Raw genomic sequence first — 23,385 nt, 5'->3', positions numbered from 1 at the left:
TGCCCACGAGCCAAGCCCGCGAAGCGAGGCCCTCATGAAAGTCATGGCGCAATTGGCGATGGTGATGAACCTCGACAAGTGCATCGGCTGCCACACCTGCTCGGTCACCTGCAAGCAGGCCTGGACCAACCGGTCGGGCACCGAGTACGTGTGGTTCAACAACGTCGAAACCCGGCCGGGCCAAGGCTATCCACGCACCTACGAGGACCAGGAGCGGTGGCGCGGCGGCTGGATACGCGACAAGAAGGGCCGGCTGCGGCTGCGCGACGGCGGCCGCATCCAGAAGTTGTTGCGGATCTTCGCCAACCCCCGGCTGCCGATCATCGACGACTACTACGAGCCGTGGACCTACGACTACGAGAACCTGACCACCGCCCCCGCGGGCGACACGTTCCCCACGGCCGCGCCGAAGAGCCAGATCAGCGGCAAACCCATGAAGATCTCCTGGGGGCCGAACTGGGACGACAACCTGGCCGGCTCACCGGAGATCCTGGCCGGCGACCCGATCCTGAAGAAGGTCAGCGAGGAGGTCAAACTCGCCCTCGAAGAGACCTTCATGTTCTACCTGCCCCGGATCTGCGAGCACTGCCTCAACCCCTCCTGCGTGGCGTCGTGCCCGTCGGGCGCGATGTACAAGCGCAGCGAGGACGGCATCGTGCTCGTCGACCAGGACCGCTGCCGCGGCTGGCGCTTCTGCGTCTCCGGATGCCCTTACAAGAAGGTCTATTTCAACCATAAAACCGGCAAAGCCGAGAAGTGCACGCTGTGCTACCCGCGGATGGAGGTCGGGCTGCCGACCATCTGCTCGGAGACCTGCGTGGGGCGGCTGCGGTACCTGGGCCTGGTGCTCTACGACGTCGACCGGGTGCTGGAGGCGGCCTCGGTGGAGAAGGAGACCGACCTCTACGAAGCGCAGTGCCGAATCCTGTTGGACCCTAACGACCCCGAGGTGATCACCGCCGCGCGGGCAGAGGGCATCTCCGACGAGTGGATCGAGGCCGCCCAGCGCTCGCCGGTGTACGCGCTGATCAACCACTACAAGGTGGCGTTACCCCTGCACCCGGAATACCGCACCATGCCGATGGTCTGGTACATCCCGCCGCTGTCGCCGGTGGTCGACGCGGTGAGCCGTGACGGTCACGACGGGGAAGACCTGGGCAACCTGTTCGGCGCGCTGGACGCGCTGCGCATTCCCATGCAGTACCTGGCCGAACTGTTCACCGCCGGTGACACCGCCGTGGTGGAGGGCGTGCTGCGGCGGCTGGCGGCGATGCGCTCCTACATGCGCGACATCAATCTCGGGCGCGATACCCAGCCGCACATACCGCATTCCGTCGGGATGACCGAGGAGCAGATGTACGAGATGTACCGGCTGCTGGCCATCGCGAAATACGAAGAGCGATACGTCATTCCGACCGCATTCGCCCCGCAGGCCCGTGACCTCGAGGACATGGGCTGCTCGTTGACGGGCGACGGCGGCCCGGGCATGTACGAATCGGGCGAACCGGTGCCCGTCTCCGTCGAGACCTTCCACGCGCTCAAGCGACCCGGCGGCGACGCGGCCGCCGACGGCAGCGGCCGGCCCCGGGTGAACCTGCTCAACTGGGACGGCCGCCAGGTGCCCGCCGGGATGTTCCCCGAAGAGCAGCAGAGGTGAAGCTGCTCACCGGCCGCCGGGCGCGCGGCGACACCCTGCAGGACCGACTGGTGTGGCAGGCGGCGTCATTGCTGCTGGCCTACCCGGACGACGAGCTGCCGGCTCGGCTGGACACCGTCGAGGAACTGCTCAGCCACCTCGGTGGGGGCGCGGCGGGGCCGCTCGCACAGACCGTGACCGCACTGCGTGCCCGCGAGCCGATGGCCGCCGCGATGGACTATGTCGCCACGTTCGACATGCGGCGCCACTGCACGATGTACCTGACCTACTGGACCGCCGGGGACACCCGCAACCGCGGCCGCGAGATGCTGGAGTTCGCCACCGCCTACCGGCGAGCGGGGGTGGCGCCGCCACGCGCCGAGGCGCCCGATCACCTGCCCGTCGTGCTCGAATTCGCCGCCACCGTCGATCCTGAGGTCGGGCGGGGGCTGCTGACCGCGCACCGTATCCCCATCGACGTGCTGCGCGGGGCCCTGGCCGACGCGGAGTCGCCCTACGAACCCACCGTGGCCGCCGTGTGCGCGACGCTGCCCGCCGCGACCGACCAGGACGTGCGCCGCGCGGAACGCCTCGCCAAGGCCGGCCCACCCGCGGAAGCCGTTGGGCTGCAACCATTCGACTTGACGGTGCCGCCGCGACGCGAAGGAGGAGCGCGCAGTGTTTAGCAACGTACTGTTCTGGGACATCGCGCCGTACGTCACCCTGACGGTGTTGATCGTCGGCACCTGGTGGCGCTACCGCTACGACAAGTTCGGCTGGACCTCCCGCTCCTCGCAGATCTACGAGTCGCGGCTGCTGAGCATCGCCAGCCCGATGTTTCACTTCGGCATCCTGGCGGTCTTCGCCGGGCACGTCATGGGCCTGTTCATCCCGCCGCGGGTGACGCACATGCTGAACGTGAGCGACCACCTCTACCACTTGCAGGCCGTCATCGCCGGATCGGTGGCGGGCTTTGCGACCCTGGCCGGCATCGGGTTGCTGATCTACCGGCGGTTCACCCGACCCGCGGTGTCGATGGCCACCACCCGCAGCGACAAGGTGATGTACGTGGTGCTGGTGCTGGCCATCGTGGTGGGTCTGTACTGCGACCTGATCGGCACCGGCCTGGACAGCGGCGAGTTCCACTACCGCTACACGGTCGGCCTGTGGTTCCGCCGGATCTGGATCCTGCAGCCCCACGGCGAGGTGATGATCAACGCGCCGCTGGACTACCAGCTGCACGCCCTGATCGGCATGGTGCTGTTCACGCTGCTGCCGTTCACCCGGCTGGTGCACGTCCTGAGCGCGCCGGTCGCCTACCTGTTCCGGCCCTACATCGTCTACCGCAGCCGCGACGAGGCCCACAAGGGCGAATTGGTCGGCACCGCGCCCCGCCGAAGGGGCTGGTAGACCGGCCGGCTGCCGGGTGTGCGCCCCGGGCTTCCGGCGTGCGCCCACGGCCGCGACACGCCGTAGCGGCCCGCCCCGTACGCACCCCGGACGGCACGCTCGGCCGCCTGCCGGTTCGCTTTGTCATGCCCACCGCTGCCACAATCACCGACGTGCCTTTCCGTAACGTCGCCATCGTCGCCCACGTCGACCACGGCAAAACGACCCTCGTGGACGCGATGCTGCGGCAGTCGGGGGCCCTGCACCACCGCGGCGACGACACCCAAGAACGCATCTTGGACAGCGGTGACCTGGAGAAGGAAAAGGGCATCACCATCCTGGCCAAGAACACCGCCGTGCATCGCCACAACCCGGACGGAACGGTGACGGTCATCAACGTGATCGACACGCCCGGGCACGCCGACTTCGGCGGCGAGGTCGAGCGCGGTCTGTCCATGGTGGACGGGGTGCTGCTGCTGGTCGACGCGTCCGAGGGACCGTTGCCCCAGACCCGGTTCGTGCTGCGCAAGGCGCTGGCCGCGCACCTGCCGGTGATCCTCGTCGTCAACAAGACCGACCGGCCCGACGCGCGCATCGCCGAGGTGGTCGAAGCCAGCCACGACCTGCTGCTCGACGTCGCGTCGGACCTCGACGACGAGGCGGCCGCCGCGGCCGAACACGCGCTGGGCCTGCCCACGCTCTACGCGTCGGGGCGCGCGGGCATCGCGAGCACCGAAGCGCCGGCCGACGGCGAGGTGCCCGCGGGCGACAATCTCGACCCGCTGTTCGACGTGTTGATGGAGCACATCCCGGCGCCGTCCGGCGACCCCGAGGCGCCGCTGCAGGCGCTGGTTACCAACCTCGACGCGTCGGCGTTCCTCGGCCGGCTCGCGCTGATCCGGATCTACAACGGCAAGCTGCGCAAGGGCCAGCAGGTCGCCTGGATGCGGGAGGTCGACGGGCTGCCCGTCATCACCAGCGCCAAGATCACCGAGCTGCTGGCGACCGAGGGCGTCGAGCGCAGCGCCACCGACGAGGCGGTCGCCGGCGACATCGTCGCGGTCGCCGGCCTGCCGGAGATCATGATCGGCGACACGCTGGCCGACCCCGACCACGCCCACGCGCTGCCGCGGATCACCGTCGACGAGCCGGCGATCTCGGTGACGATCGGCACCAACACCTCTCCGCTGGCGGGCAAGGTGTCGGGCCACAAGCTGACCGCGCGCATGGTCCGCGGCCGGCTCGACCAGGAGCTGGTGGGCAACGTGTCGATCCGGGTCGTGGACATCGGCCGGCCCGACGCGTGGGAGGTGCAGGGCCGTGGTGAGCTCGCCCTGGCGGTGCTGGTGGAGACGATGCGCCGGGAGGGCTTCGAGCTCACGGTCGGCAAGCCGCAGGTGGTGACCCGCACGATCGACGGTCAGCTGCACGAGCCGTTCGAGGCGATGACGATCGACTGCCCCGAGGAGTTCGTGGGCGCGATCACCCAGCTGATGGCCGCCCGCAAGGGGCGCATGGAAGAGATGGCCAACCACGCGGCCGGCTGGGTCCGGATGGACTTCATCGTGCCCAGCCGCGGCCTGATCGGGTTCCGCACCGACTTCCTCACCCTCACGCGCGGCACCGGCATCGCCAACGCGGTGTTCGACGGCTACCGGCCGTGGGCCGGCGAGATCCGGGCCCGCCACACCGGGTCGCTGGTGTCCGACCGCGCCGGAACCATCACGCCGTTCGCGCTGATCCAGCTCGCCGACCGGGGCCAGTTCTTCGTCGAACCCGGCCAGGACACGTACGAGGGCATGGTCGTCGGGATCAACCCGCGCGCCGAGGATCTCGACATCAACGTCACCCGGGAAAAGAAGCTCACCAACATGCGGTCGTCGACCGCGGACGTGATCGAGACACTGGCCAAGCCGCTCGAGCTGGACCTGGAACAGGCGATGGAGTTCTGCGCGCAGGACGAATGCGTCGAGGTGACCCCGGAGATCGTCCGGGTGCGCAAGGTCGAGCTGGACGCCACGACCCGGGCGCGCAGCCGGTCGCGGGCCAAGGCGCGGGGTTAGCCGCGCGTGCTCGGGCGGGCCGCTGGCGGGCTGCTCGTTACCCTGATCGCCATGCCGAGACGGGTGCGCCGCTTCTTCGTGACGGTCGGCGTGGTCGTCTCGCTGGCCGGGTTGGCGCTCGCGGCGTGCACGGTCAACCCCCCGCCGGCGCCGCAGAGCACCGACACCCCGCACAACTCGCCACCGCCGCCGCCGCGGCCCACCCAGATCATCATGGGCATCGACTCGATCGGCGCCGGCTTCAACCCGCACCTGCTGTCCGACCTGTCGCCGGTGAACGCGGCGATCAGCGCGCTCGTGCTGCCCAGCGCGTTCCGGCCGGTGCCCGACCCGGGCACGCCGACCGGCTCGCGCTGGGAGATGGACCCGACCCTGCTGGAGTCCGCCGAGGTCACCAGCCAGAACCCGTTCACGGTGACCTACAAGATCCGGCCCGAGGCGCAGTGGACCGACAACGCGCCCATCGCCGCCGACGACTTCTGGTACCTGTGGCGGCAGATGGTCAGCCAGCCCGGCGTCGTCGACCCGGCCGGCTATGACCTCATCACCGGCGTGCAGTCGCTCGAGGGCGGCAAGCAGGCGGTGGTCACCTTCGCCCAGCCGTATCCGTCGTGGAAGGAGCTGTTCAGCAACATCCTTCCCGCGCACATCGTCAAGGACGTGCCGGGCGGGTTCGCGGCGGGCCTGGCCCGGTCGCTGCCGGTCACCGGCGGCCAGTTCCGGGTGGAGAGCATCGATCCGCAGCGCGACGAGATCCTGGTGGCCCGCAACGACCGGTACTGGGGAGCACCGGCCAAGCCCGCGCTGATCCTGTTCCGGCGGGCCGGCGCGCCCGCGGCGCTGGCCGATTCGGTCCGCAACGGCGACACCCAGGTGGCCCAGGTGCACGGCGGGTCCGCGGCCTTCGCGCAGCTGTCCGCCATCCCCGACGTGCGCACCGCCCGCATCGTCACACCCCGGGTCATGCAGCTGACGTTGCGCGCCAACGAGCCCAAGCTGGCCGACGCGCAGGTCCGCAAGGCGATCCTCGGGCTGCTCGACGTCGACCTGCTGGCGGCGGTGGGCGCGGGCAGCGACAACACCGTCACACTGGACCAGGCCCAGGTCCGGGCGCCCAGCGACCCCGGTTACGAGCCGACCGCACCCCCCGCGATGACGACGCCGGCGGCGCTGGGGTTGCTGGAGGGAGCCGGCTACAAGGTCGAGGGCAACTCGTCGGGGTCGCCGGCGCCCACGCCGGCGAACACCGGGCCGCCGGAGGTCATCCGCGGCCGGATCAGCAGGGACGGCCAGCAGCTGTCGTTGGTCATCGGGGTGGCGGCCAACGACCCGACGTCCGTGGCGGTGGCCAACACCGCGGCCGACCAGTTGCGCAACGTCGGGATCGCCGCCAGCGTGCTGGCGCTGGACCCGGTGACGCTGTACCGCGACGCGCTGAACAAGAGCCAGGTGGACGCGATCGTCGGCTGGCACCAGGCGGGCGGGAACCTGGCGACGCGGTTGGCGTCGCGGTACGGCTGCCCCGCGCTGGAGTCGACTCAGGTGCCGACGTCCACGGGGCCGCCAACCACCTCTCCTCCTGGGCCGGGCCCGCCGTCGACCACCGGGCCGGGCACCTCGGCCACCACGCCGACGTCGACCCCGCCCAGCCGTCCGGTGGACCCCAACGCGCTGGTGCAGGCGCCGTCCAACCTCACCGGGATCTGCGATCGCAGCGTGCAGTCGAACATCGATGCCGCGCTCAACGGCACCAAGAACATCAACGACGTGATCACCGCGGTCGAGCCCCGGCTGTGGAACATGTCCACCGTGTTGCCGATCCTGCAGGACACCACGATCGTGGCGGCCGGCCCGAGCGTGCAGAACGTCAGCCTGTCGGGTGCGGTGCCGGTCGGCATCGTCGGCGACGCCGGCCAGTGGGTCAAGACCGGGCCCTGATCGGGTGTCACCGGTGGGCCTGGTCGCGCTCTAGTCGCAGGTCTCCCGCGCCCCTCGCGGCGGTATCACGGCGTCGACGATGAGCGCCAGCTCGCGGCGGTTCGGCGGCGACCCGGTCAGCAGGAAGTGCTGATTGATCAGCGCCGGGCCGATGCGCGCGGTCAGCGGGGTGAGCATCTCCGGATCGAGGTCACCTTCGGCGACGGCGGCCTGCAGGATCGATTCGACGATCCGCAGGCGGGGTGCCACCACGGCGTCGGCGAAGATGGCGCGCATCTCCGGCTCGTGCAGGAGCTGGTTCACGGTGGCCATACCGGGGAACGCCGTCTTGCCGGCGCACACGTCGCGGTGGGCGGTGAACACCGACAGCAGATTTTCCCGGGCCGAACGACCGGCGCGGGCCTCGGGCAGGGGTGGCAGGGTGTGGGCCAGCGCGGCGTGCACCAGCTCGCACTTGGTGGTCCAGCGCCGGTACAGGGCCGCCTTGCCGGTCTGGGCGCGCGCCGCGATCCCCTCCATCGTCAGCCCGCCGTAGCCGACCTCGGCCAATTCGGCCAGGGTGGCCTCGTAGAGCGCCCGTTCGAGGACCTCGCCCCGTCGGCGGCTCCGGCCGCCGGCCGGGGCGGTCTGGGTGAGCTGCGGCATCCCTCGATAGTAGCCGTATGCGTTCCTATCGGCTGCGACGAGACCGCCGGCCGGCCGGCACTGCGGGGTAATGTGCGTCCATGCCTGAGACTCCCCGGCTGCTGTTCGTCCACGCGCACCCCGACGACGAGAGCCTCAGCAACGGGGCCACCATCGCCCACTACACCGCCCGCGGAGCGGACGTACGCGTCGTCACGTGCACCCTGGGCGAGGAGGGCGAGGTCATCGGCGATCGCTGGGCCGAACTGGCCGTCGATCGCGCGGATCAGTTGGGCGGCTACCGCATTGGCGAGCTCACCGCGGCGCTGCGCGCGCTGGGCGTCGGTGCGCCCCACTACCTCGGCGGCGCGGGGCGCTGGCGGGACTCGGGCATGGCGGGCACGCCCGGGCGGCGGCGCGGGCGGTTCATCGACGCCGACGAGCGGGAGGCCGTCGGCGCGCTGGTGGCCGTCATTCGCGAGCAACGGCCGCACGTCGTGGTGACCTACGACCCCGGTGGCGGCTACGGCCACCCCGATCACGTCCATACCCACACCGTCACCACCGCCGCCGTGGCGGCCGCCGGCTCCGGCGACTTCCCCGGCGAGCCGTGGACCGTGCCGAAGTTCTACTGGTCGGTGTTCGCGACGAGCGCCTTCATGGCGGGCCTGCACGCCCTCAGCGCCGAGGATCTGCTGCCGGAGTGGAACATCGCGCCGGAGGAAGAGTTCGGCTTCGGGTATGCCGACGCCGACATCGACGCCGTCGTCGAACCCGCGCCGGAGGCGTGGGCGGCGAAGAGGGCGGCGCTCGCGGCGCACGCCACCCAGGTGGTCGTCGGGCCCACCGGCCGGGCCTGCGCCCTGTCGAACAACGTGGCGCTGCCGATCCTGGCGGAGGAACACTACGTGCTGGCCGCGGGCGCCGCGGGGGAGCGCGACGAGCGCGGCTGGGAAACAGATCTGCTTGCGGGGCTTGGTTTCAGCGCGGCCGGTGCGCGGTAGGCTTGCCAATCAGGCAGCCACGGAAGGATTTCGCATGGACCCCGACCTGGACCCTAATCAGCAGCATTGGCAGGACCGGCTCGACAGCCTGCAGTGGGTTATCGGCTCGATTCTCTCCAACATCGACAGCGTTCCGACCTGACCGCAACCGAGCCCCGCGCCGCGTCGCTGGAAGACGGCGGCGCGACCGACCCCGCGATCCGGTTCGTTGTCTTGGCGCTGCTCGCCGTCGACGGGGTCCTCTCCGCACTGGCCGGGGCGATGCTGCTGCCTTCCTACGTCGGTGCGGTTCCGTTTCCCATCAGCGGCCTGATTTCCGGCCTGGTGAACGCCGCGCTGGTGTGGGCGGCCGGGCGGTGGACCACGTCGGCGCGGGTGGCCGCGCTGCCGTTGTGGACGTGGCTGTTCACGGTGGCGGTGATCAGCATGGGCGGCCCGGGCGACGACGTCATCCTGGGGGGTCAGGGCGTGCTGGCCTATGGGGCCCTGCTGCTGATCGTGCTCGGTGTGGGGCCGCCGTTCTGGGTGTTGTGGCGGCGCGGCCACCGGCGCTGACGTCCGTGCGGTACGTGGGCCGGGATGTCCCCGCCGGGCGGCGTGGCCCTGCCGCTACTGTTGACTGTTGCGCAGACGGGGCCCGGACGGGTCGGAAGAAAATTTCACATGTTGGGACACGCGGATGAAATTCGATCGTGGGGAAGTTACACGAAGGTGCCGCTGACTCCGGGCGAGGAGCCTACCGCTCTTCCTGATCCTGTGGTTCCCCCAAAGACCAGCGCCTCGGCGCTTCGGCGGGTGTTGCGCCGCGCTCGAGACGGTGTCGCGCTCAATGTCGATGAGGCGGCGGTCGCGATGACCGCGCGGGGTGAGGACCTCGCCGATCTGTGCGTCAGCGCCGCGCGGGTGCGCGACGCCGGGCTGGCGTCGGCGGGCCGGCGCGGCCCCGGCGGCGGGTTGCCGATCACCTATTCGCGCAAGGTGTTCATCCCCGTCACCCACTTGTGCCGCGACACGTGTCATTACTGCACCTTCGTCACCGTGCCGGGCAAGTTGCGGGCGCAGGGCTCCGGAATGTATCTCGAGCCGGACGAGATCCTCGACATTGCCCGCCGCGGAGCCGAACTCGGTTGCAAGGAAGCCCTTTTCACACTCGGCGACCGGCCCGAGGACCGGTGGCCGGAGGCTGGGGAGTGGCTCGGCGAACGGGGATACGACTCCACGCTGTCCTACGTGCGGGCCATGGCCATCCGCGTGCTCGAAGAAACCGGGCTGCTGCCGCACCTGAACCCCGGCGTGATGAGTTGGTCGGAGATGGCCCGGCTGAAACCGGTGGCGCCGTCGATGGGGATGATGCTCGAGACGACGTCGCGGCGGCTGTTCGAAACGAAAGGTCTTGCGCACTACGGCAGCCCGGACAAAGATCCGGCGGTGCGGCTGCGCACGCTCACCGACGCGGGGCGGTTGTCCATTCCGTTCACCACCGGCCTGCTGGTCGGGATCGGCGAGACGCTGACCGAGCGGGCCGAGACACTGCACGCGATCCGCAAGTCGCACAAAGAGTTCGGGCACGTCCAAGAAGTGATCGTGCAGAACTTCCGGGCCAAGCAGCACACCGCGATGGCCGACATTCCCGACGCGGGGATCGACGACTACGTCGCGACCGTGGCGGTCGCGCGGTTGGTGCTCGGCCCCGGCATGCGCATTCAGGTGCCCCCCAACCTGGTGTCGCGTGACGAGTGCCTGGCGCTGGTGGCCGCCGGGGTGGACGACTGGGGCGGGGTCTCGCCGCTGACGCCCGATCACGTCAACCCGGAGCGGCCGTGGCCCGCGCTGGACGACCTGGCCGGCATCACCGAAGAGGCCGGATACGAACTGGTTCAACGGCTCACCGCCCAGCCCAGGTACGTGCAGGCGGGGGCGGCATGGATCGACCCGCGGGTGCGCGGACACGTGCTGGCGCTGGCCGACCCGGCGACCGGCCTGGCCCGCGACGTCAATCCGGTGGGGCTGCCCTGGCAGGAGCCCGACGACGTCGCGTCCGCCGGGCGGGTCGACCTCAACGCGGCGATCGACACCGAGGGCCGCGCCACCGAAGCCCGCAGCGATCTGGACAGCGCCTTCGGCGACTGGGAATCGATCCGCGCGCACGTGCACGAGCTGGCCGCCCAAGGCGCCAAAGCGCCAGAACGCCTAGACACCGACGTGCTCGCCGCGCTGCGGGCCGCCGAACGCGATCCCGCCGGCTGCACCGACGCCGAGTACCTGGCGCTGGCGACCGCGGACGGGCCCGCATTGGAAGCCCTTGCCGCGCTGGCGGATTCGCTGCGTCGCGACACGGTGGGTGACGATGTGACGTTCGTCGTCAACCGCAACATCAACTTCACCAACATCTGCTACACCGGGTGCCGGTTCTGCGCGTTCGCGCAACGCAAGGGCGACGCCGACGCATATTCGTTGTCGACCGAAGAGGTGGCCGACCGCGCCTGGGAGGCGCACGTCGAAGGCGCCACCGAGGTGTGCATGCAGGGCGGGATCGACCCGGAGTTGCCCGTCACCGGCTACGCCGACCTGGTCCGCGCGGTCAAGGCGCGGGTGCCGTCGATGCACGTGCACGCCTTCTCGCCGATGGAGATCGCCAACGGTGTGACCAAGAGCGGGTTGAGCGTGCGCGAGTGGCTGATCAGCTTGCGCGAGGCCGGGCTGGACACGATCCCGGGCACCGCCGCCGAGATCCTGGACGACGACGTGCGCTGGGTGCTGACCAAGGGCAAGCTGCCGACCTCGGAATGGATCGACATCGTGACCACCGCGCACGAGGTGGGGCTGCGGTCGTCGTCGACGATGATGTACGGCCACGTGGACAGCCCACGGCACTGGGTCGGCCACCTCAATGTGCTGCGCGGGATCCAGGACCGCACCGGCGGGTTCACCGAGTTCGTGCCGCTGCCGTTCGTGCACCAGAGTTCCCCGTTGTATCTGGCCGGCGCGGCCCGCCCCGGGCCGACGCATCGCGACAACCGAGCCGTGCATGCGTTGGCGCGAATCATGCTGCACGGCCGCATATCCCAGATTCAGACCAGCTGGGTCAAGCTGGGTGTCGAGCGCACCCAGGTGATGCTCAACGGCGGCGCCAACGATCTGGGCGGCACGCTGATGGAGGAGACCATCTCGCGGATGGCCGGTTCCGAGCACGGGTCGGCCAAGACCGTCGAGGAGCTGACCGCGATCGCCGAGGGGATCGGGCGCCCGGCGCGCCAGCGCACCACCACGTACGCCCCGCGGGCGGCTTAGCGGCCAGAGGCGGCGGGTATACCCGCTGCCGTGAACCGACGGATCGACCGCGACCGGTTCCCTTCAGTGGCAACCGCCCGCCTGCTGCTCTGGGGGCGCAGGCCCGCGGACCCCTCCCGGGTTTGCAGTCGCGTCGGACCGGAGACGCTAGGCCGCGTGCGCGGCCTGCTCAGCGGTTACTGAACGACCGCGTCGACTCAGAAGTTGTTACAGGTGACCGCGACCTGGTTGATGTCGTCGTAGTACTTCATCGCCGACGGCATCGCCTGGATCTGCTGGGCCATCTGCTGACGCTTCGGCGGCGGCGAGGCCAGGAAGCTGCGGATGTAGGACTGCGCCATCGGCGAGCTGTTCAACTGCGCCGCGGCCGCCGGATCGGTGGCGTTGAGCGCCGCGATCACCTGCCCGTAGTTGCACGTGGTGTTGATGATCGCGTCCGCCGGATCCGCCGAAGCGATCCCCGCGCCGGCGGTCAACGCGACCGCCGCACTACCGACGGCGACGGTCAATTTCGTCAACGACAGCCTCATGTGTGTACACCTTCCCCGATTAATGCACCCGCTATAGGCGACGACATTTGCCAGCGGCTGCCGCCTGACGTCGAGGTTACCAGGCACCTCGAAGATGCTTCCATCCAAATGACTATCGGCGGGACTCGCCGGAGTGCGACTTTTTGCAGGTCACCGGGCCGCCGAGGCCGTTCGCCGTCGGCGAAACGGCCCCCCGCCGCGGCGCCCGAGACCGGCAGTCTCGAATCGTCGAATCAACGGGCGTGCCAAGTGGTTGACGTGTATGTGCAACGTCTAGTATCAGTAACCGAAAGCTCTGCCTGAAGCGGCCGGAGGCACCGGGCGCGAGCCGAAAAGCAGCCCACACTAAAAGCAGTACATGGAGGAGACGTCTGTGACCTACACGATCGCCGAGCCCTGTGTCGACATCAAAGACAAGGCGTGTATCGAGGAGTGCCCGGTCGATTGCATCTACGAGGGCGCGCGGATGCTGTACATCCACCCCGACGAGTGCGTCGACTGCGGGGCGTGTGAGCCCGTCTGTCCCGTCGAAGCGATCTACTACGAAGACGACGTGCCCGAGCAGTGGAGCCAGTACACGCAGATCAACGCCGACTTCTTCACCGAGCTGGGATCGCCGGGCGGGGCGGCCAAGGTCGGCATGACCGAGAACGACCCGCAGGCAGTCAAGGACCTGCCGCCGCAGGGCGAGGGCGACTGATCGGGCCGGGGCTGCATGAGCCCGGGGTGAGGCCGCGCGCCCCACGCGGGCGAGTCTCGGCGTCCCTGCCCGAGTTCCCCTGGGACACCCTGGCCGACGCGAAGGCGCGGGCCGGCGCCCATCCCGACGGCATCGTCGACCTGTCGGTCGGCACCCCGGTGGACCCGGTCGCCCCGGTGATCTCCGACGCGCTCGCCGCCGCCGGGTCCGCGTCCGGGTATCCGGCCACCGCCGGCACCCCACGCCTGCGCGAATCGATGGTGGCCGCGCTGGCCCGCCGCTTCGGCATCACCGGGCTGAGCGATGCCGGCGTGCTGCCGGTGATCGGCAGCAAGGAGCTCATCGCCTGGCTGCCGACCCTGCTGGGGTTGGGGCCCGCCGACCTGATCGTGGTGCCCGAGCTGGCGTATCCCACCTACGACGTCGGGGCCCGGCTGGCCGGCGCGCCGGTGCTGCGCGCGGATTCGCTGACGCAGGTGGGCCCGCGATCGCCGGCGCTGATCTACCTGAACTCCCCGAGCAACCCGACCGGGCGGGTGCTGGGCGTCGACCACCTGCGCAAAGTCGTCGGCTGGGCGCGTGACCGGGGCAGCGTGGTGGCCTCCGACGAGTGCTACCTGGGCCTGGGCTGGGAGGCCCAACCGCTGTCGATCCTGCATCCCTCGGTCTGCGACGGTGACCACACCGGTCTGCTCGCGATCCACTCGCTGTCGAAGAGCTCGTCGTTGGCCGGTTACCGGGCCGGATTCGTGGCGGGCGACCACGAGCTGGTGGGCGAGCTGCTGGCGGTGCGCAAACACGCCGGGATGATGGTGCCGACGCCGGTGCAGGCGGCGATGGTCGCCGCGCTGGACGACGACGCCCACGAGCGGGCGCAGCGGGAGCGGTACGAGCGGCGGCGGGCGGCCCTGCTGCCGGCGCTGCGCTCGGCCGGATTCACCGTGGACCACTCGGAAGCCGGCCTGTATCTGTGGGCCACCCGCGGCGAGCCCTGTGGGGACAGCGTCGCGTGGCTGGCCGACCGCGGCATCCTGGTGGCGCCCGGTCACTTCTACGGCCCGCGCGGGGCGCAGCACGTGCGGGTGGCGTTGACCGCCACCGACGAGCGGATCGCCGCCGCTGTGCAGCGGCTCGCCTAGCCGGCCCCCACCGGTTGCCGCCGCGGCGGCCGCGAACGTGCACAATGCAGCGGAGGTGTTTCGCCCGCTCAGGTTAAGGACGGTGGTCGTGACGACTTCGGCCGGCAAGCTGCGCATCCCCCTTTCGGTCGGGGACATCGTCAAGCGCGTGTTTTTGGGCAAGCCCCTGATCACCGAGGACATCGCTTCCGAGAAGTTGTCGAACCCGGTTGCCCTGGGCGCGCTTTCGCCGGACGCGGTGTCGTCGGTCGCCTACGGTCCGGAGCAGATCCTGATCGAGCTGTTGCCGCACGCCGGGCTGGCCGCGTTCCTGCTGCTGCTTCCCATCACCGGGGTCATCCTGGTCATCCTGGTGCTGGTGGCCGCCTCGTACCGGCAGGTGGTGATGGCCTACACCCGCGCGGGCGGCTCCTACATCGTCGCGCGCGACAACTTCGGACCCCGGGTGGCGCAGATCGCCGCCGCGGCGCTGCTGATCGACTACGTGGTCACCGTCGCGGTCCAATCGGCGGCCGGGACGGTCGCGGTGGTGTCGGCGATCCCCGCGCTGGGGCCCTACAGCCTCGAACTCACCGTCGGTGTGGTGCTCGTCATCTGCTACGCGAACCTGCGCGGGTTGAAGGAGGCGGGCCTGCCGTTCGCGGTGGCGACCTACTCCTTCATCGCCATGGTCGGCCTGACCATCGTGGTCGGCGTGATTCGCGCGGCCGCCGGGAACCTACCGATCTACGATCCCGCCCGGATGGCCGGGACCGTGCCGGTCCACCAGGGCAACGGGTTGGTGCTGGGCGCCACGATTCTGGTGTTGCTGCGCGCGTTCGCCAACGGCGGTTCGTCGCTGACGGGTGTCGAGGCCATCTCCAACACGGTCGACTACTTCCGAAAGCCCCAGGGCCGCAATGCGCGCCGCGTCCTCACCGCCATGGCCGTCATCCTCGGGCTGCTGCTGGCCGGTGTCGCCTACCTGGCTCACGTCACGCACGCCACGCCGTATCTCACCGAGTACCCGTCGGTGCTGTCGCAGATCGGCCGCGCTGTCTTCGGCAACGGCATCATGGGCGACGTCTTCTACATCCTGGTTCAGGCTTCGACCGCCGCGATCCTGTTCACCGGTGCGAACACCAGTTTCAACGGGTTCCCGGCGCTGGCCAGTTTCGTTGCCGAGGACCGCTTCCTGCCGCGCCAGCTCACCAAACGCGGTCACCGGCTGGTCTTCTCGAACGGGATCATCACCCTGACGGCGCTGTCGGTGCTGTTGCTGGTGGTGACCGGCGGCTCGGTGAACGCGCTGGTGCCCTTCTATGCGATCGGCGTGTTCACGGGCTTCTCGATGGCCGGCTACGGGATGACCAAGCACCATCTGACGCACCGCGAACCGGGATGGCGGCGCCGCCTGGCGATCAACCTGTCCGCGGCGGTCCTGTCGACGATCGTGGTGGGCATCTTCGCGGTGGCGAAATTCACCGAGGGCGCGTGGCTGGTGGTCGTCGTCTTCCCGCTGCTGGTGTTCATGCTGATGCGGCTCAACCGCGAATACCGCGCGGAGGCCGCCATTCTCGAGATGTTCCGCACCGACCGTCCGGAGATGGTGAAGTACGCGCGGCACCGGGTGTTCGTCCTCGTCGACTCGGTCGATCTGGCGGTGATCGAGGCGTTGCGGTACGGCAGGGGATTGCGGGCCGACGAGCTGACCGCGGTGCACTTCATGGTCGACCCGGCCCACGCCGCCCAACTGCGCAAGCGCTGGGACCACTTCGGGCTGGAGACTCCGCTGCGGGTGGTGGACTGCCCGGACCGGCGCGTCAGCCGGGCCGCGCAGCTGCTGGTCGCCAAGGCGCGCGACGAACAGCCGGACACCAACGTGACGGTGCTGCTGCCGCGCCGCACGTTCGCGCCGCTGCTGGGCCGGCTGCTGCACGACCGGACCGCCGACAGGATCGCCCGCGCGGTGAGCCTGGTCCCGGATGCGGCGGCGACGATCGTGCCCTATGACGTGGAGTCGCGGATCAGGGAGGCCTACCCGGACACCTTCGAGCAGCGGATCGCTCAGGAGATCGACAAGCTCGAGGCCTGGGTGTCCAAGGCGGAGGACGACAAGGTGGACTCCTACGAGCACCCCGCCCGGCCGGCATCGGTGATCCTGGTGGCCGGGCTGATCTCGGGGCAGCGGGCCACCGTCGAAGGGCGGGTCAACCAGGTCGAAGACGTCGCCGACCGCGGCCGGACCCTTCGGCAGGTCGTCATCGGGGACAACAGCGGGGAAATGACGGTGACTTTCCGCCCCGGCCATGGGGGCGCCGACATTCAGCCCGGCCAGCTATTGCGTCTCACCGGGAAAGCCCGCCAGACCGGTAACCGGCCCATCTCGATGGTCGATCCGGTGTATTGCGTGATCGAGGACCCCGCGAACGCCGCCGACTCCGACGAATCCGGAGCGAGCAGCAAAACGTAAATCGCGCGAAACAACGGATTCACCCGGGCGTGGGCAAATGTTCACGATACCGTCGCCGTGCCGGCTGGGCGAATCGGCGGTGCCTCGCTAATCCCCTTGGCGTCCAAGCGATTTCGTCCCTTCCGGGTGGGGCCGGAGACCGGGGCGAACGGCCGGGCCGCGCGAGCGGCGCGCTGGAAATCGGGCATCATGTGATGAGCCGAGTGTCGACGAAGCCGGGGTCGGTAAGCTGTCAGCCGCCCGACTGCGCGACGCCGTTGGGGGAGAACAGGGGACTGCACATTGCGTGCTACAACCACCGCGCCCGTAGCCGTCATCGGTATGGCCTGCCGGCTTCCGGGTGGGATCGACTCTCCACAACAGCTGTGGGACGCGCTGTTGCGCGGCGACGATTTCGTGGGCGAGATCCCCGCCGACCGGTGGGACGCCGACCTGTACTACGACCCCGAACCGGGCGTGCCCGGCCGCTCGGTGACGCGGTGGGGGGCCTTCCTGCACGACGTCGGGGGCTTCGACTGCGATTTCTTCGGCATGACCGAGCGCGAAGCCACCGCGATCGACCCGCAACACCGCCTGCTGTTGGAGACGTCCTGGGACGCCATCGAGCATGCGGGCCTCGACCCCGCGCGGTTGTCCCACTCGCAGACCGGGGTCTTCGTCGGGCTGACGCACGGCGACTACGAGCTGCTGTCGGCCGACTGCGGAGCCGCCGAGGGGCCGTACGGGTTCACCGGCACCAGCAACAGCTTCGCGTCCGGACGCGTCGCCTACACGCTGGGTCTGCACGGCCCGGCCGTCACCGTGGACACCGCGTGCTCGTCGGGCCTGATGGCCGTCCACCAGGCCTGCGGCAGCCTCAACAACGGTGAGAGCGACTTCGCCCTGGCCGGCGGTGTCGTCGTGACGCTGGAGCCGCGGAAATCCGTCTCGGGCTCGTTGCAGGGGATGCTGTCGCCCACCGGCCGCTGCCACGCCTTCGACGCCAAGGCGGACGGATTCGTGTCCGGCGAGGGCTGCGTCATGCTGCTGCTCAAGCGGCTCGACGACGCGCAACGCGACGGCGATCGCGTCCTGGCGGTGGTGCGCGGCACGGCCGCCAACCAGGACGGCCGCACCGTGAACATCGCCGCGCCCTCGGAAACCGCCCAGGTGGCCGTCTACCGGAAGGCCCTGGAGACCGCCGGGGTCGACGCCACGACCGTCGGCTTCGTCGAGGCGCACGGGACCGGCACCCCGGTCGGGGATCCGATCGAGTACTCGAGCCTGGCCGCCGTCTACGGCACCGGGGGGCCGTGCGCGCTGGGTTCGGTGAAGACCAACTTCGGCCACCTCCAGTCGACCTCCGGGCCGTTGGGCCTGATGAAGGCGATTCTCGCGCTGCAGCACGGCACGGTCCCGCGCAACCTGCACTTCACCCGCCTGACCGCCGAGATGGCACAGGTCGAGACCGAACTGTTCGTGCCGCAGGACAACACGCCCTGGCCCACCAACGGCCGGCACCCGCGCCGCGCCGCGGTGTCGTCCTACGGGATGTCGGGCACCAACGTGCACGCCGTCTTGGAAGAAGCACCGGCGCAGGCGCCAGAACGGGCCCCCGGGCCGCCCACGACGGCGCCGGACCCGGACGGGGCGCTGTTGTTCCCGGTGTCGGCCACGTCCGCGGAGCAACTCCGGGTGACGGCCGCCCGGCTCGCGGAGTGGGTGGACGAGCACGCCGGTGCGGCCGACACCGCGGGGCTGTGGGATCTGGGCTACACGCTGGCGCGCCGCCGCGCGCACCGGCCGGTGCGGACGGTGGTCTCGGCCGGCAGCTTCGGCGAGCTGAGCGCGGCCCTGCGCGACGTCGCCGGCAGTGACATCCCCTACGAGCCCGCCGTCGGGCAGGACGACCTCGGGCCGGTCTGGGTGTTCTCCGGGCAGGGATCGCAGTGGCCGGCGATGGGCGCCGAACTGCTCGCCCGGGAGCCGGTGTTCGCGGCGACCATCGCCGAGCTGGAGCCGTTGATCGCCGCGGAATCGGGGTTCTCGGTCACCCGGGCCATGTCGGCGCCGGAGGTGGTGAGCGGCATCGACCGGGTGCAGCCCACGATCTTCGCGATGCAGGTCGCGCTGGCTGAGACGATGAAGTCGTACGGGGTGCGCCCCGGCGCCGTCATCGGCCATTCGCTCGGTGAATCGGCGGCGGCGGTCGTCGCCGGCGGGCTGACGCTGCACGACGGGGTGCGCGTCATCTGCCGCCGCTCGAAACTGATGGCGCGGATCGCGGGCAGCGGCGCCATGGCATCGGTGGAACTGCCCGGCCAACAGGTGTTGTCGGAACTGTCCATCCGCGGAGTTTCCGACGTCGTCCTCTCCGTGGTCGCCTCGCCGACGTCGACGGTCGTCGGCGGCGACGCGCAGGAAATCCGCGACCTGGTCGCGGCCTGGCAGGAGCAGGACGTGCTGGCGCGCGAGGTGGCGGTCGACGTGGCCTCGCACTCGCCGCAGGTGGAACCGATCCTCGACGAACTCCTCGAGGCGCTCGCCGGCCTGGAGCCCGCCGAACCGCAAGTCCCCTACTACTCCGCGACGCTGTGGAACCCCCGCGAACGGCCGTCGTTCACCGGCGACTACTGGGCCGAAAACCTGCGCTACACCGTGCGATTCGCGGCGGCGGTGCAGGCCGCCCTCAAGGACGGTTACCGCGTCTTCGGGGAACTGGCGCCGCATCCGCTGCTCACCCACGCCGTCGAGCAGAACGCCGGCAGCCTGGACATGCCCATCGCGGCGCTCGCCGCCATGCGCCGCGAGCAGGAGCTGCCCGCCGGCTTGCGCGGCTTCGTCGCCGACGTGCACAGCGCCGGTGCCGCGGTCGATTTCTCGGTGCAGTACCCGACCGGGCGCTTGCTGGACGCTCCGCTCCCGACGTGGACGCATCACCGGCTGATGCTCACCCGAGAAACCAAGGACCAGGCGCACGGCACCTCGGTGCAGGCCGTCCACCCGCTGCTCGGCGCGCACGTGCACCTGCAGGAGGAACCCGAGCGTCACGTCTGGCAGGGGGACATCGGCACCGAGGCGCACCCCTGGCTCGGCGACCACCAAATCCACCACGTGGCCGCGCTGCCCGGCGCCGCCTACTGCGAGATGGCGCTGGCCGCCGCGCACGCGGCGCTCGGCGAGCGCTCCGAGGTCCGCGACATCACCTTCGAGCAGACGCTGCTGCTGGACGACCGGACGCGGGCATCCTCGGCGGCCACGGTCGTCGCGCCCGGCGTCCTCGAGTTCACGGTGGGCACCCACGACGAGGGTGAACGCGTGCGCCGGGCCGGCGCGGTGCTGCACGCCCTCGAGGGAGCGGACGGGGCCGAGGCGGGGCACCCGCCCGCCCATGACATGGCCACCCTGATCGCCAACCACCCGACGGGCATGGACGGCGCCGAATTGCGAAAAGCCTTCGACGCCATCGGGATTCAATACGGTACGGCATTCTCGGGTTTGGCCGCGGCGCTGGTGGGCGACGCGGACGCCGGCACGGTGCTGGCCGAGGTGGCGCTTCCCGGTGCCATCCGCTCGCAGCAGTCGAGCTACACCGTCCACCCTGCCCTGCTGGACGCGTGCTTCCAGTCGGTCGTCGTCCTTCCCCAGGTGCAGGAGGCCGGCGCGGGCGGCCTGCTGTTGCCGGTCGGCGTGCGCAGGCTGCGCAGCTATTCCTCGACGCGCAACGCGCGCTACTGCCTGGCCCGGGTCACCTCGTCGGGGCGCGGCGAATGCGAGGCCGATCTCCAGGTGCTGGACGAGTCCGGAGTGGTGTTGCTGGCCGTCGAGGGGCTGCGACTGGCCGGCGGGGCTTCCGAGCACGAACAGGCCCACCGGCTGCTCAACGAACGGTTGTTGACCATCGAATGGGAACCCCGGGCACTGCCGGAGTTGACGCAGGGCGAGCCGGGGTCCTGGCTACTGCTCAGCGCGTGCCAGGCGGCGGACCCGCTCACGGCGCAACTCGGCGAGGCGCTGAATTCCGATGGCGCGCAATGTAGGACGGTGTCCCTGCCGCTCGGACCGGTGGACACCGCGCAGCTGCGCTCGCTGCTGTCCGGCGGTGGGCCCAATCCCGGCAACGGCCATGGTCCGCTGAAGGGCCTCACCGGCGTGGTCGTGGTGACCGCGCCGGCGGCCCCCGGCGCCGAAGGCGACACCGGGCGGGGGTGGGACCACGTTGCCCACGTCGTGACCATCGCCCGTCAGCTTTCCGAGCTGCCCGGTGCGTCGCCCCGGCTGTTCGTGGTGACCAGAAACGCCGCCACCGTGGCCGGCGGCGACGTGGCGAACCTGGAGCAGGCCGGCCTGCGCGGGTTGATGCGGGTGATCGATTCCGAGCACCCGCATCTGAGCGCCACCCAGATCGATATCGACGCGGCGACCGACCCCGCGCGGGTTGCGCTGCAGTGCAAGAGCGGCTCGGACGAGGACGAGACGGCCTGGCGCGACGGAACGTGGTACACGGCCCGGCTGCGTCCCGGTCCGCTGCGCCCGGCCGAGCGGCGAACCACCGTGGTCGAACACGACCGTGACGGCATGCGCCTCCAGATCCGCATGCCCGGTGACCTCGAATCGCTGGAGTTCACCGCGTTCGAGCGGGTGGCGCCCGGACCGGGGGAGATCGAGGTCGCGGTCACCGGGTCGACCATCAATTTCGCCGACGTGCTCGTCGCCTTCGGGCGCTACCCGACGTTCGAGGGCTACCAGCAGCTGTTGGGCGGCGACTTCGCCGGTGTGGTGACCGCCGTGGGGCCCGGCGTCACCGAGCACAAGGTCGGCGACCGGGTCGGCGGCCTGTCCCGCAACGGATGCTGGGGCACCTTCGTCATCGCCGACGCGCGGCACGCGGTCACCCTCCCGGACGGCATGCCGCTCGAGGACGCGGCGGCGGTGCCCACCGCGGCCGCGACCGCGTGGTACGGCCTGCACGACCTGGCCCGCATCGGCCCGACCGACAAGGTGCTCATCCACTCCGGCACCGGGGGAGTCGGGCAGGCCGCGATCGCCATCGCCAGGGCCGCGGGCTGCGAGGTATTCGCGACGGCGGGCAGCCCGCAGCGCCGGCAACTGCTGCGCGACATGGGGATCGAGCACGTCTACGACTCGCGCAGCACGGCGTTCGCCGACGAGATCCGCCGGGACACCGGCGGGTACGGCGTCGACGTGGTGCTCAACTCGCTGCCCGGCGCCGCGCAGCGCGCAGGCATCGAGCTGCTGGCCTTCGGCGGGCGGTTCGTCGAGTTGGGCAAGCGCGACATCTACGGCGACACCCGCCTGGGGCTGTTTCCGTTCCGCCGCAACCTGTCGCTGTTCGCGGTTGATCTGGCGTTGCTGACGTTCAGCCATCCCGAGACGGCCCGTCGCCTGCTGACCACCGTGTACCAGCGCACGGCCGACGGTGAGCTGCCCATGCCGCGGACCACGCACTACCCGATCCACGACGCGGCCGCCGCGGTCCGGCTGGTCGCCGCCGCCGGGCACACCGGCAAAGTCGTGCTCGACGTGCCGCGCGCGGGACGCACCGTGGCGGCGGTCCCCCCGGAGCAGGTGCGGCCATTCCGCGCCGACGGCGCCTACATCGTCACCGGTGGCCTCGGCGGCCTCGGGCTGTTCCTGGCCGGCGAGATGTCCGCCCAAGGCGCCGGGCGCATCGTGCTCAGTTCCCGCTCGGCACCCAACGAGCAAGCGCGCCAGGCCATCGAGCGTCTGCGCGCCGGCGGGGCCGACATCGCCGTGGAGTGCGGCGACATCGCCGAGCCGAGCACGGCCGAGCGCCTGCTGGCGTGCGCGACCGCGTCGGGACTTCCGGTACGGGGTGTGCTGCACGCGGCGGCGGTCGTGGAGGACGCCACGCTGGCCAATGTCGGCGAGGAGCTGATCGACCGGTGCTGGGCCCCGAAGGTCTACGGCGCGTGGAACCTGCATCGAGCATTGCAGGGGCAGCCGCTGGATTGGTTCTGCTGCTTCTCCTCGGCGGCCGCGCTGGTCGGTTCCCCGGGCCAGGGCGCCTACGCCGCCGCTAACAGCTGGATGGATGCGTTCGCCCACTGGCGTCGTGCCCAGGGGCTGCCGGGCACCGCGATCGCGTGGGGCGCCTGGTCGGAAGTCGGCCGCGCCACCGCGCTGGCCGAAGACGCCGGCATCGCGATCACTCCGGCCGAGGGTTCTCGTGCGTTCCAGACGTTGCTGCGTTATGACCGCCCGTATTCGGGCTACGCGCCGATCACGGGAACGCCGTGGTTGACGTCGTTCGCTCAGCGCAGCCGGTTCGCCGAGGCGTTCCAGTCGATGGGGCAAGGCAAACCGGACAGCGGCAAGTTCCTGGCCGAGCTGCGGTCGTTGCCGCGGGAGGAATGGCCCGGCGCCATTCGCCGGCTGGTATCCGGTCAACTCAGCCTGCTGTTGCGGCGCACGATCGACCCGGATCGGCCGTTGTCCGACTACGGGTTGGACTCGCTGGGCAATCTGGAGCTGCGCACCCGCATCGAAACCGAAACCGGGGTGCGCATCAGCCCGACGAAGATCACCACGGTTCGGGGCCTCGCGGACCACTTGTGCGACGAGTTGGCCGACCTGGAGGCCGCGCCGGCATCCTGAT

Annotated in this window: 14 protein-coding genes and 1 pseudogene; 13 read left to right on the top strand and 2 right to left on the bottom strand. The window is 70.4% G+C overall.

The genetic code is table 11. From position 1 onward, the window contains the following. Positions 1-34: 34 nt before the first annotated feature. The 5 genes from narH to AWC03_RS10195 all read left to right on the top strand — a co-directional run bounded on the left by narH (position 35) and on the right by AWC03_RS10195 (position 7,026). Complete coding sequence (narH, locus tag AWC03_RS10215) at positions 35-1,657, top strand: nitrate reductase subunit beta (RefSeq protein WP_085240381.1); 1,623 nt, start codon at positions 35-37, stop codon at positions 1,655-1,657. Continuing rightward, on the top strand, positions 1,654-2,322 hold the full coding sequence (gene narJ, locus AWC03_RS10210) for a nitrate reductase molybdenum cofactor assembly chaperone (protein ID WP_085240380.1): 669 nt from the start codon (positions 1,654-1,656) through the stop codon (positions 2,320-2,322). The genes narH and narJ overlap by 4 nt, the downstream gene beginning before the upstream one ends. Continuing rightward, positions 2,315-3,046, top strand: a complete 732-nt coding sequence (gene narI, locus AWC03_RS10205) for a respiratory nitrate reductase subunit gamma (protein WP_085240379.1) — start codon at positions 2,315-2,317, stop codon at positions 3,044-3,046. The genes narJ and narI overlap by 8 nt, the downstream gene beginning before the upstream one ends. 152 nt (positions 3,047-3,198) lie before the next feature. Then, a complete protein-coding gene (typA, locus tag AWC03_RS10200) occupies positions 3,199-5,088 on the top strand; it encodes a translational GTPase TypA (protein WP_085240464.1) in 1,890 nt (629 codons plus the stop codon). Positions 5,089-5,139: 51 nt separating this feature from the next. Beyond that, on the top strand, positions 5,140-7,026 hold the full coding sequence (locus tag AWC03_RS10195) for an ABC transporter family substrate-binding protein (protein ID WP_420845661.1): 1,887 nt from the start codon (positions 5,140-5,142) through the stop codon (positions 7,024-7,026). A gap of 30 nt (positions 7,027-7,056) precedes the next feature. Here AWC03_RS10195 and AWC03_RS10190 read toward each other — a convergent pair whose 3' ends face one another. Next, positions 7,057-7,671: a TetR/AcrR family transcriptional regulator gene (locus tag AWC03_RS10190; RefSeq protein ID WP_085240377.1), complete on the bottom strand. Its 615-nt coding sequence runs from the start codon at positions 7,669-7,671 to the stop codon at positions 7,057-7,059. A gap of 80 nt (positions 7,672-7,751) precedes the next feature. On the opposite strand from AWC03_RS10190, the gene mshB reads away from it, so the two are divergent. The 4 genes and pseudogenes from mshB to AWC03_RS28380 form a co-directional block, all read left to right on the top strand. Further along, positions 7,752-8,654 carry an N-acetyl-1-D-myo-inositol-2-amino-2-deoxy-alpha-D-glucopyranoside deacetylase gene (gene mshB, locus AWC03_RS10185; protein ID WP_085240376.1) on the top strand — a complete coding sequence of 301 codons (903 nt, stop codon included), beginning with the start codon at positions 7,752-7,754 and terminating at the stop codon, positions 8,652-8,654. 93 nt (positions 8,655-8,747) lie between these two features. Further along, positions 8,748-9,209: a hypothetical protein gene (locus tag AWC03_RS10180; RefSeq protein WP_085240375.1), complete on the top strand. Its 462-nt coding sequence runs from the start codon at positions 8,748-8,750 to the stop codon at positions 9,207-9,209. A gap of 108 nt (positions 9,210-9,317) precedes the next feature. Beyond that, positions 9,318-11,945 (top strand): bifunctional FO biosynthesis protein CofGH, encoded by a 2,628-nt coding sequence (locus tag AWC03_RS10175; protein WP_085240374.1) that lies wholly within the window; start codon positions 9,318-9,320, stop codon positions 11,943-11,945. Positions 11,946-12,014: 69 nt separating this feature from the next. Continuing rightward, positions 12,015-12,128, top strand: a pseudogene (locus tag AWC03_RS28380) (maleylpyruvate isomerase N-terminal domain-containing protein); the annotation flags it as partial. Positions 12,129-12,142: 14 nt separating this feature from the next. Here AWC03_RS28380 and AWC03_RS10170 read toward each other — a convergent pair. Then, a complete protein-coding gene (locus tag AWC03_RS10170) occupies positions 12,143-12,475 on the bottom strand; it encodes a hemophore-related protein (protein WP_085240373.1) in 333 nt (110 codons plus the stop codon). A 373-nt stretch (positions 12,476-12,848) separates the two neighbouring features. On the opposite strand from AWC03_RS10170, the gene fdxA reads away from it, so the two are divergent. The 4 genes from fdxA to pks2 all read left to right on the top strand — a co-directional run bounded on the left by fdxA (position 12,849) and on the right by pks2 (position 23,384). Next, positions 12,849-13,175, top strand: a complete 327-nt coding sequence (fdxA, locus tag AWC03_RS10165) for a ferredoxin (protein WP_068096492.1) — start codon at positions 12,849-12,851, stop codon at positions 13,173-13,175. 26 nt (positions 13,176-13,201) lie between these two features. Continuing rightward, positions 13,202-14,314, top strand: a complete 1,113-nt coding sequence (gene dapC / locus AWC03_RS10160; RefSeq protein WP_085240372.1) for a succinyldiaminopimelate transaminase — start codon at positions 13,202-13,204, stop codon at positions 14,312-14,314. A gap of 88 nt (positions 14,315-14,402) precedes the next feature. Continuing rightward, positions 14,403-16,766 (top strand): APC family permease, encoded by a 2,364-nt coding sequence (locus tag AWC03_RS10155; protein WP_085240463.1) that lies wholly within the window; start codon positions 14,403-14,405, stop codon positions 16,764-16,766. Between the two features lie 282 nt (positions 16,767-17,048). Continuing rightward, positions 17,049-23,384 (top strand): sulfolipid-1 biosynthesis phthioceranic/hydroxyphthioceranic acid synthase, encoded by a 6,336-nt coding sequence (pks2, locus tag AWC03_RS10150; RefSeq protein ID WP_085240371.1) that lies wholly within the window; start codon positions 17,049-17,051, stop codon positions 23,382-23,384. The last annotated feature ends 1 nt before the right edge of the window (position 23,385 follow it).

Origin of the sequence: Mycobacterium europaeum, from assembly GCF_002102155.1 — a bacterium.
Classification (GTDB): Bacteria; Actinomycetota; Actinomycetes; order Mycobacteriales; family Mycobacteriaceae; genus Mycobacterium; species Mycobacterium europaeum.
This window is presented reverse-complemented; position numbering and strand designations above follow the sequence as displayed.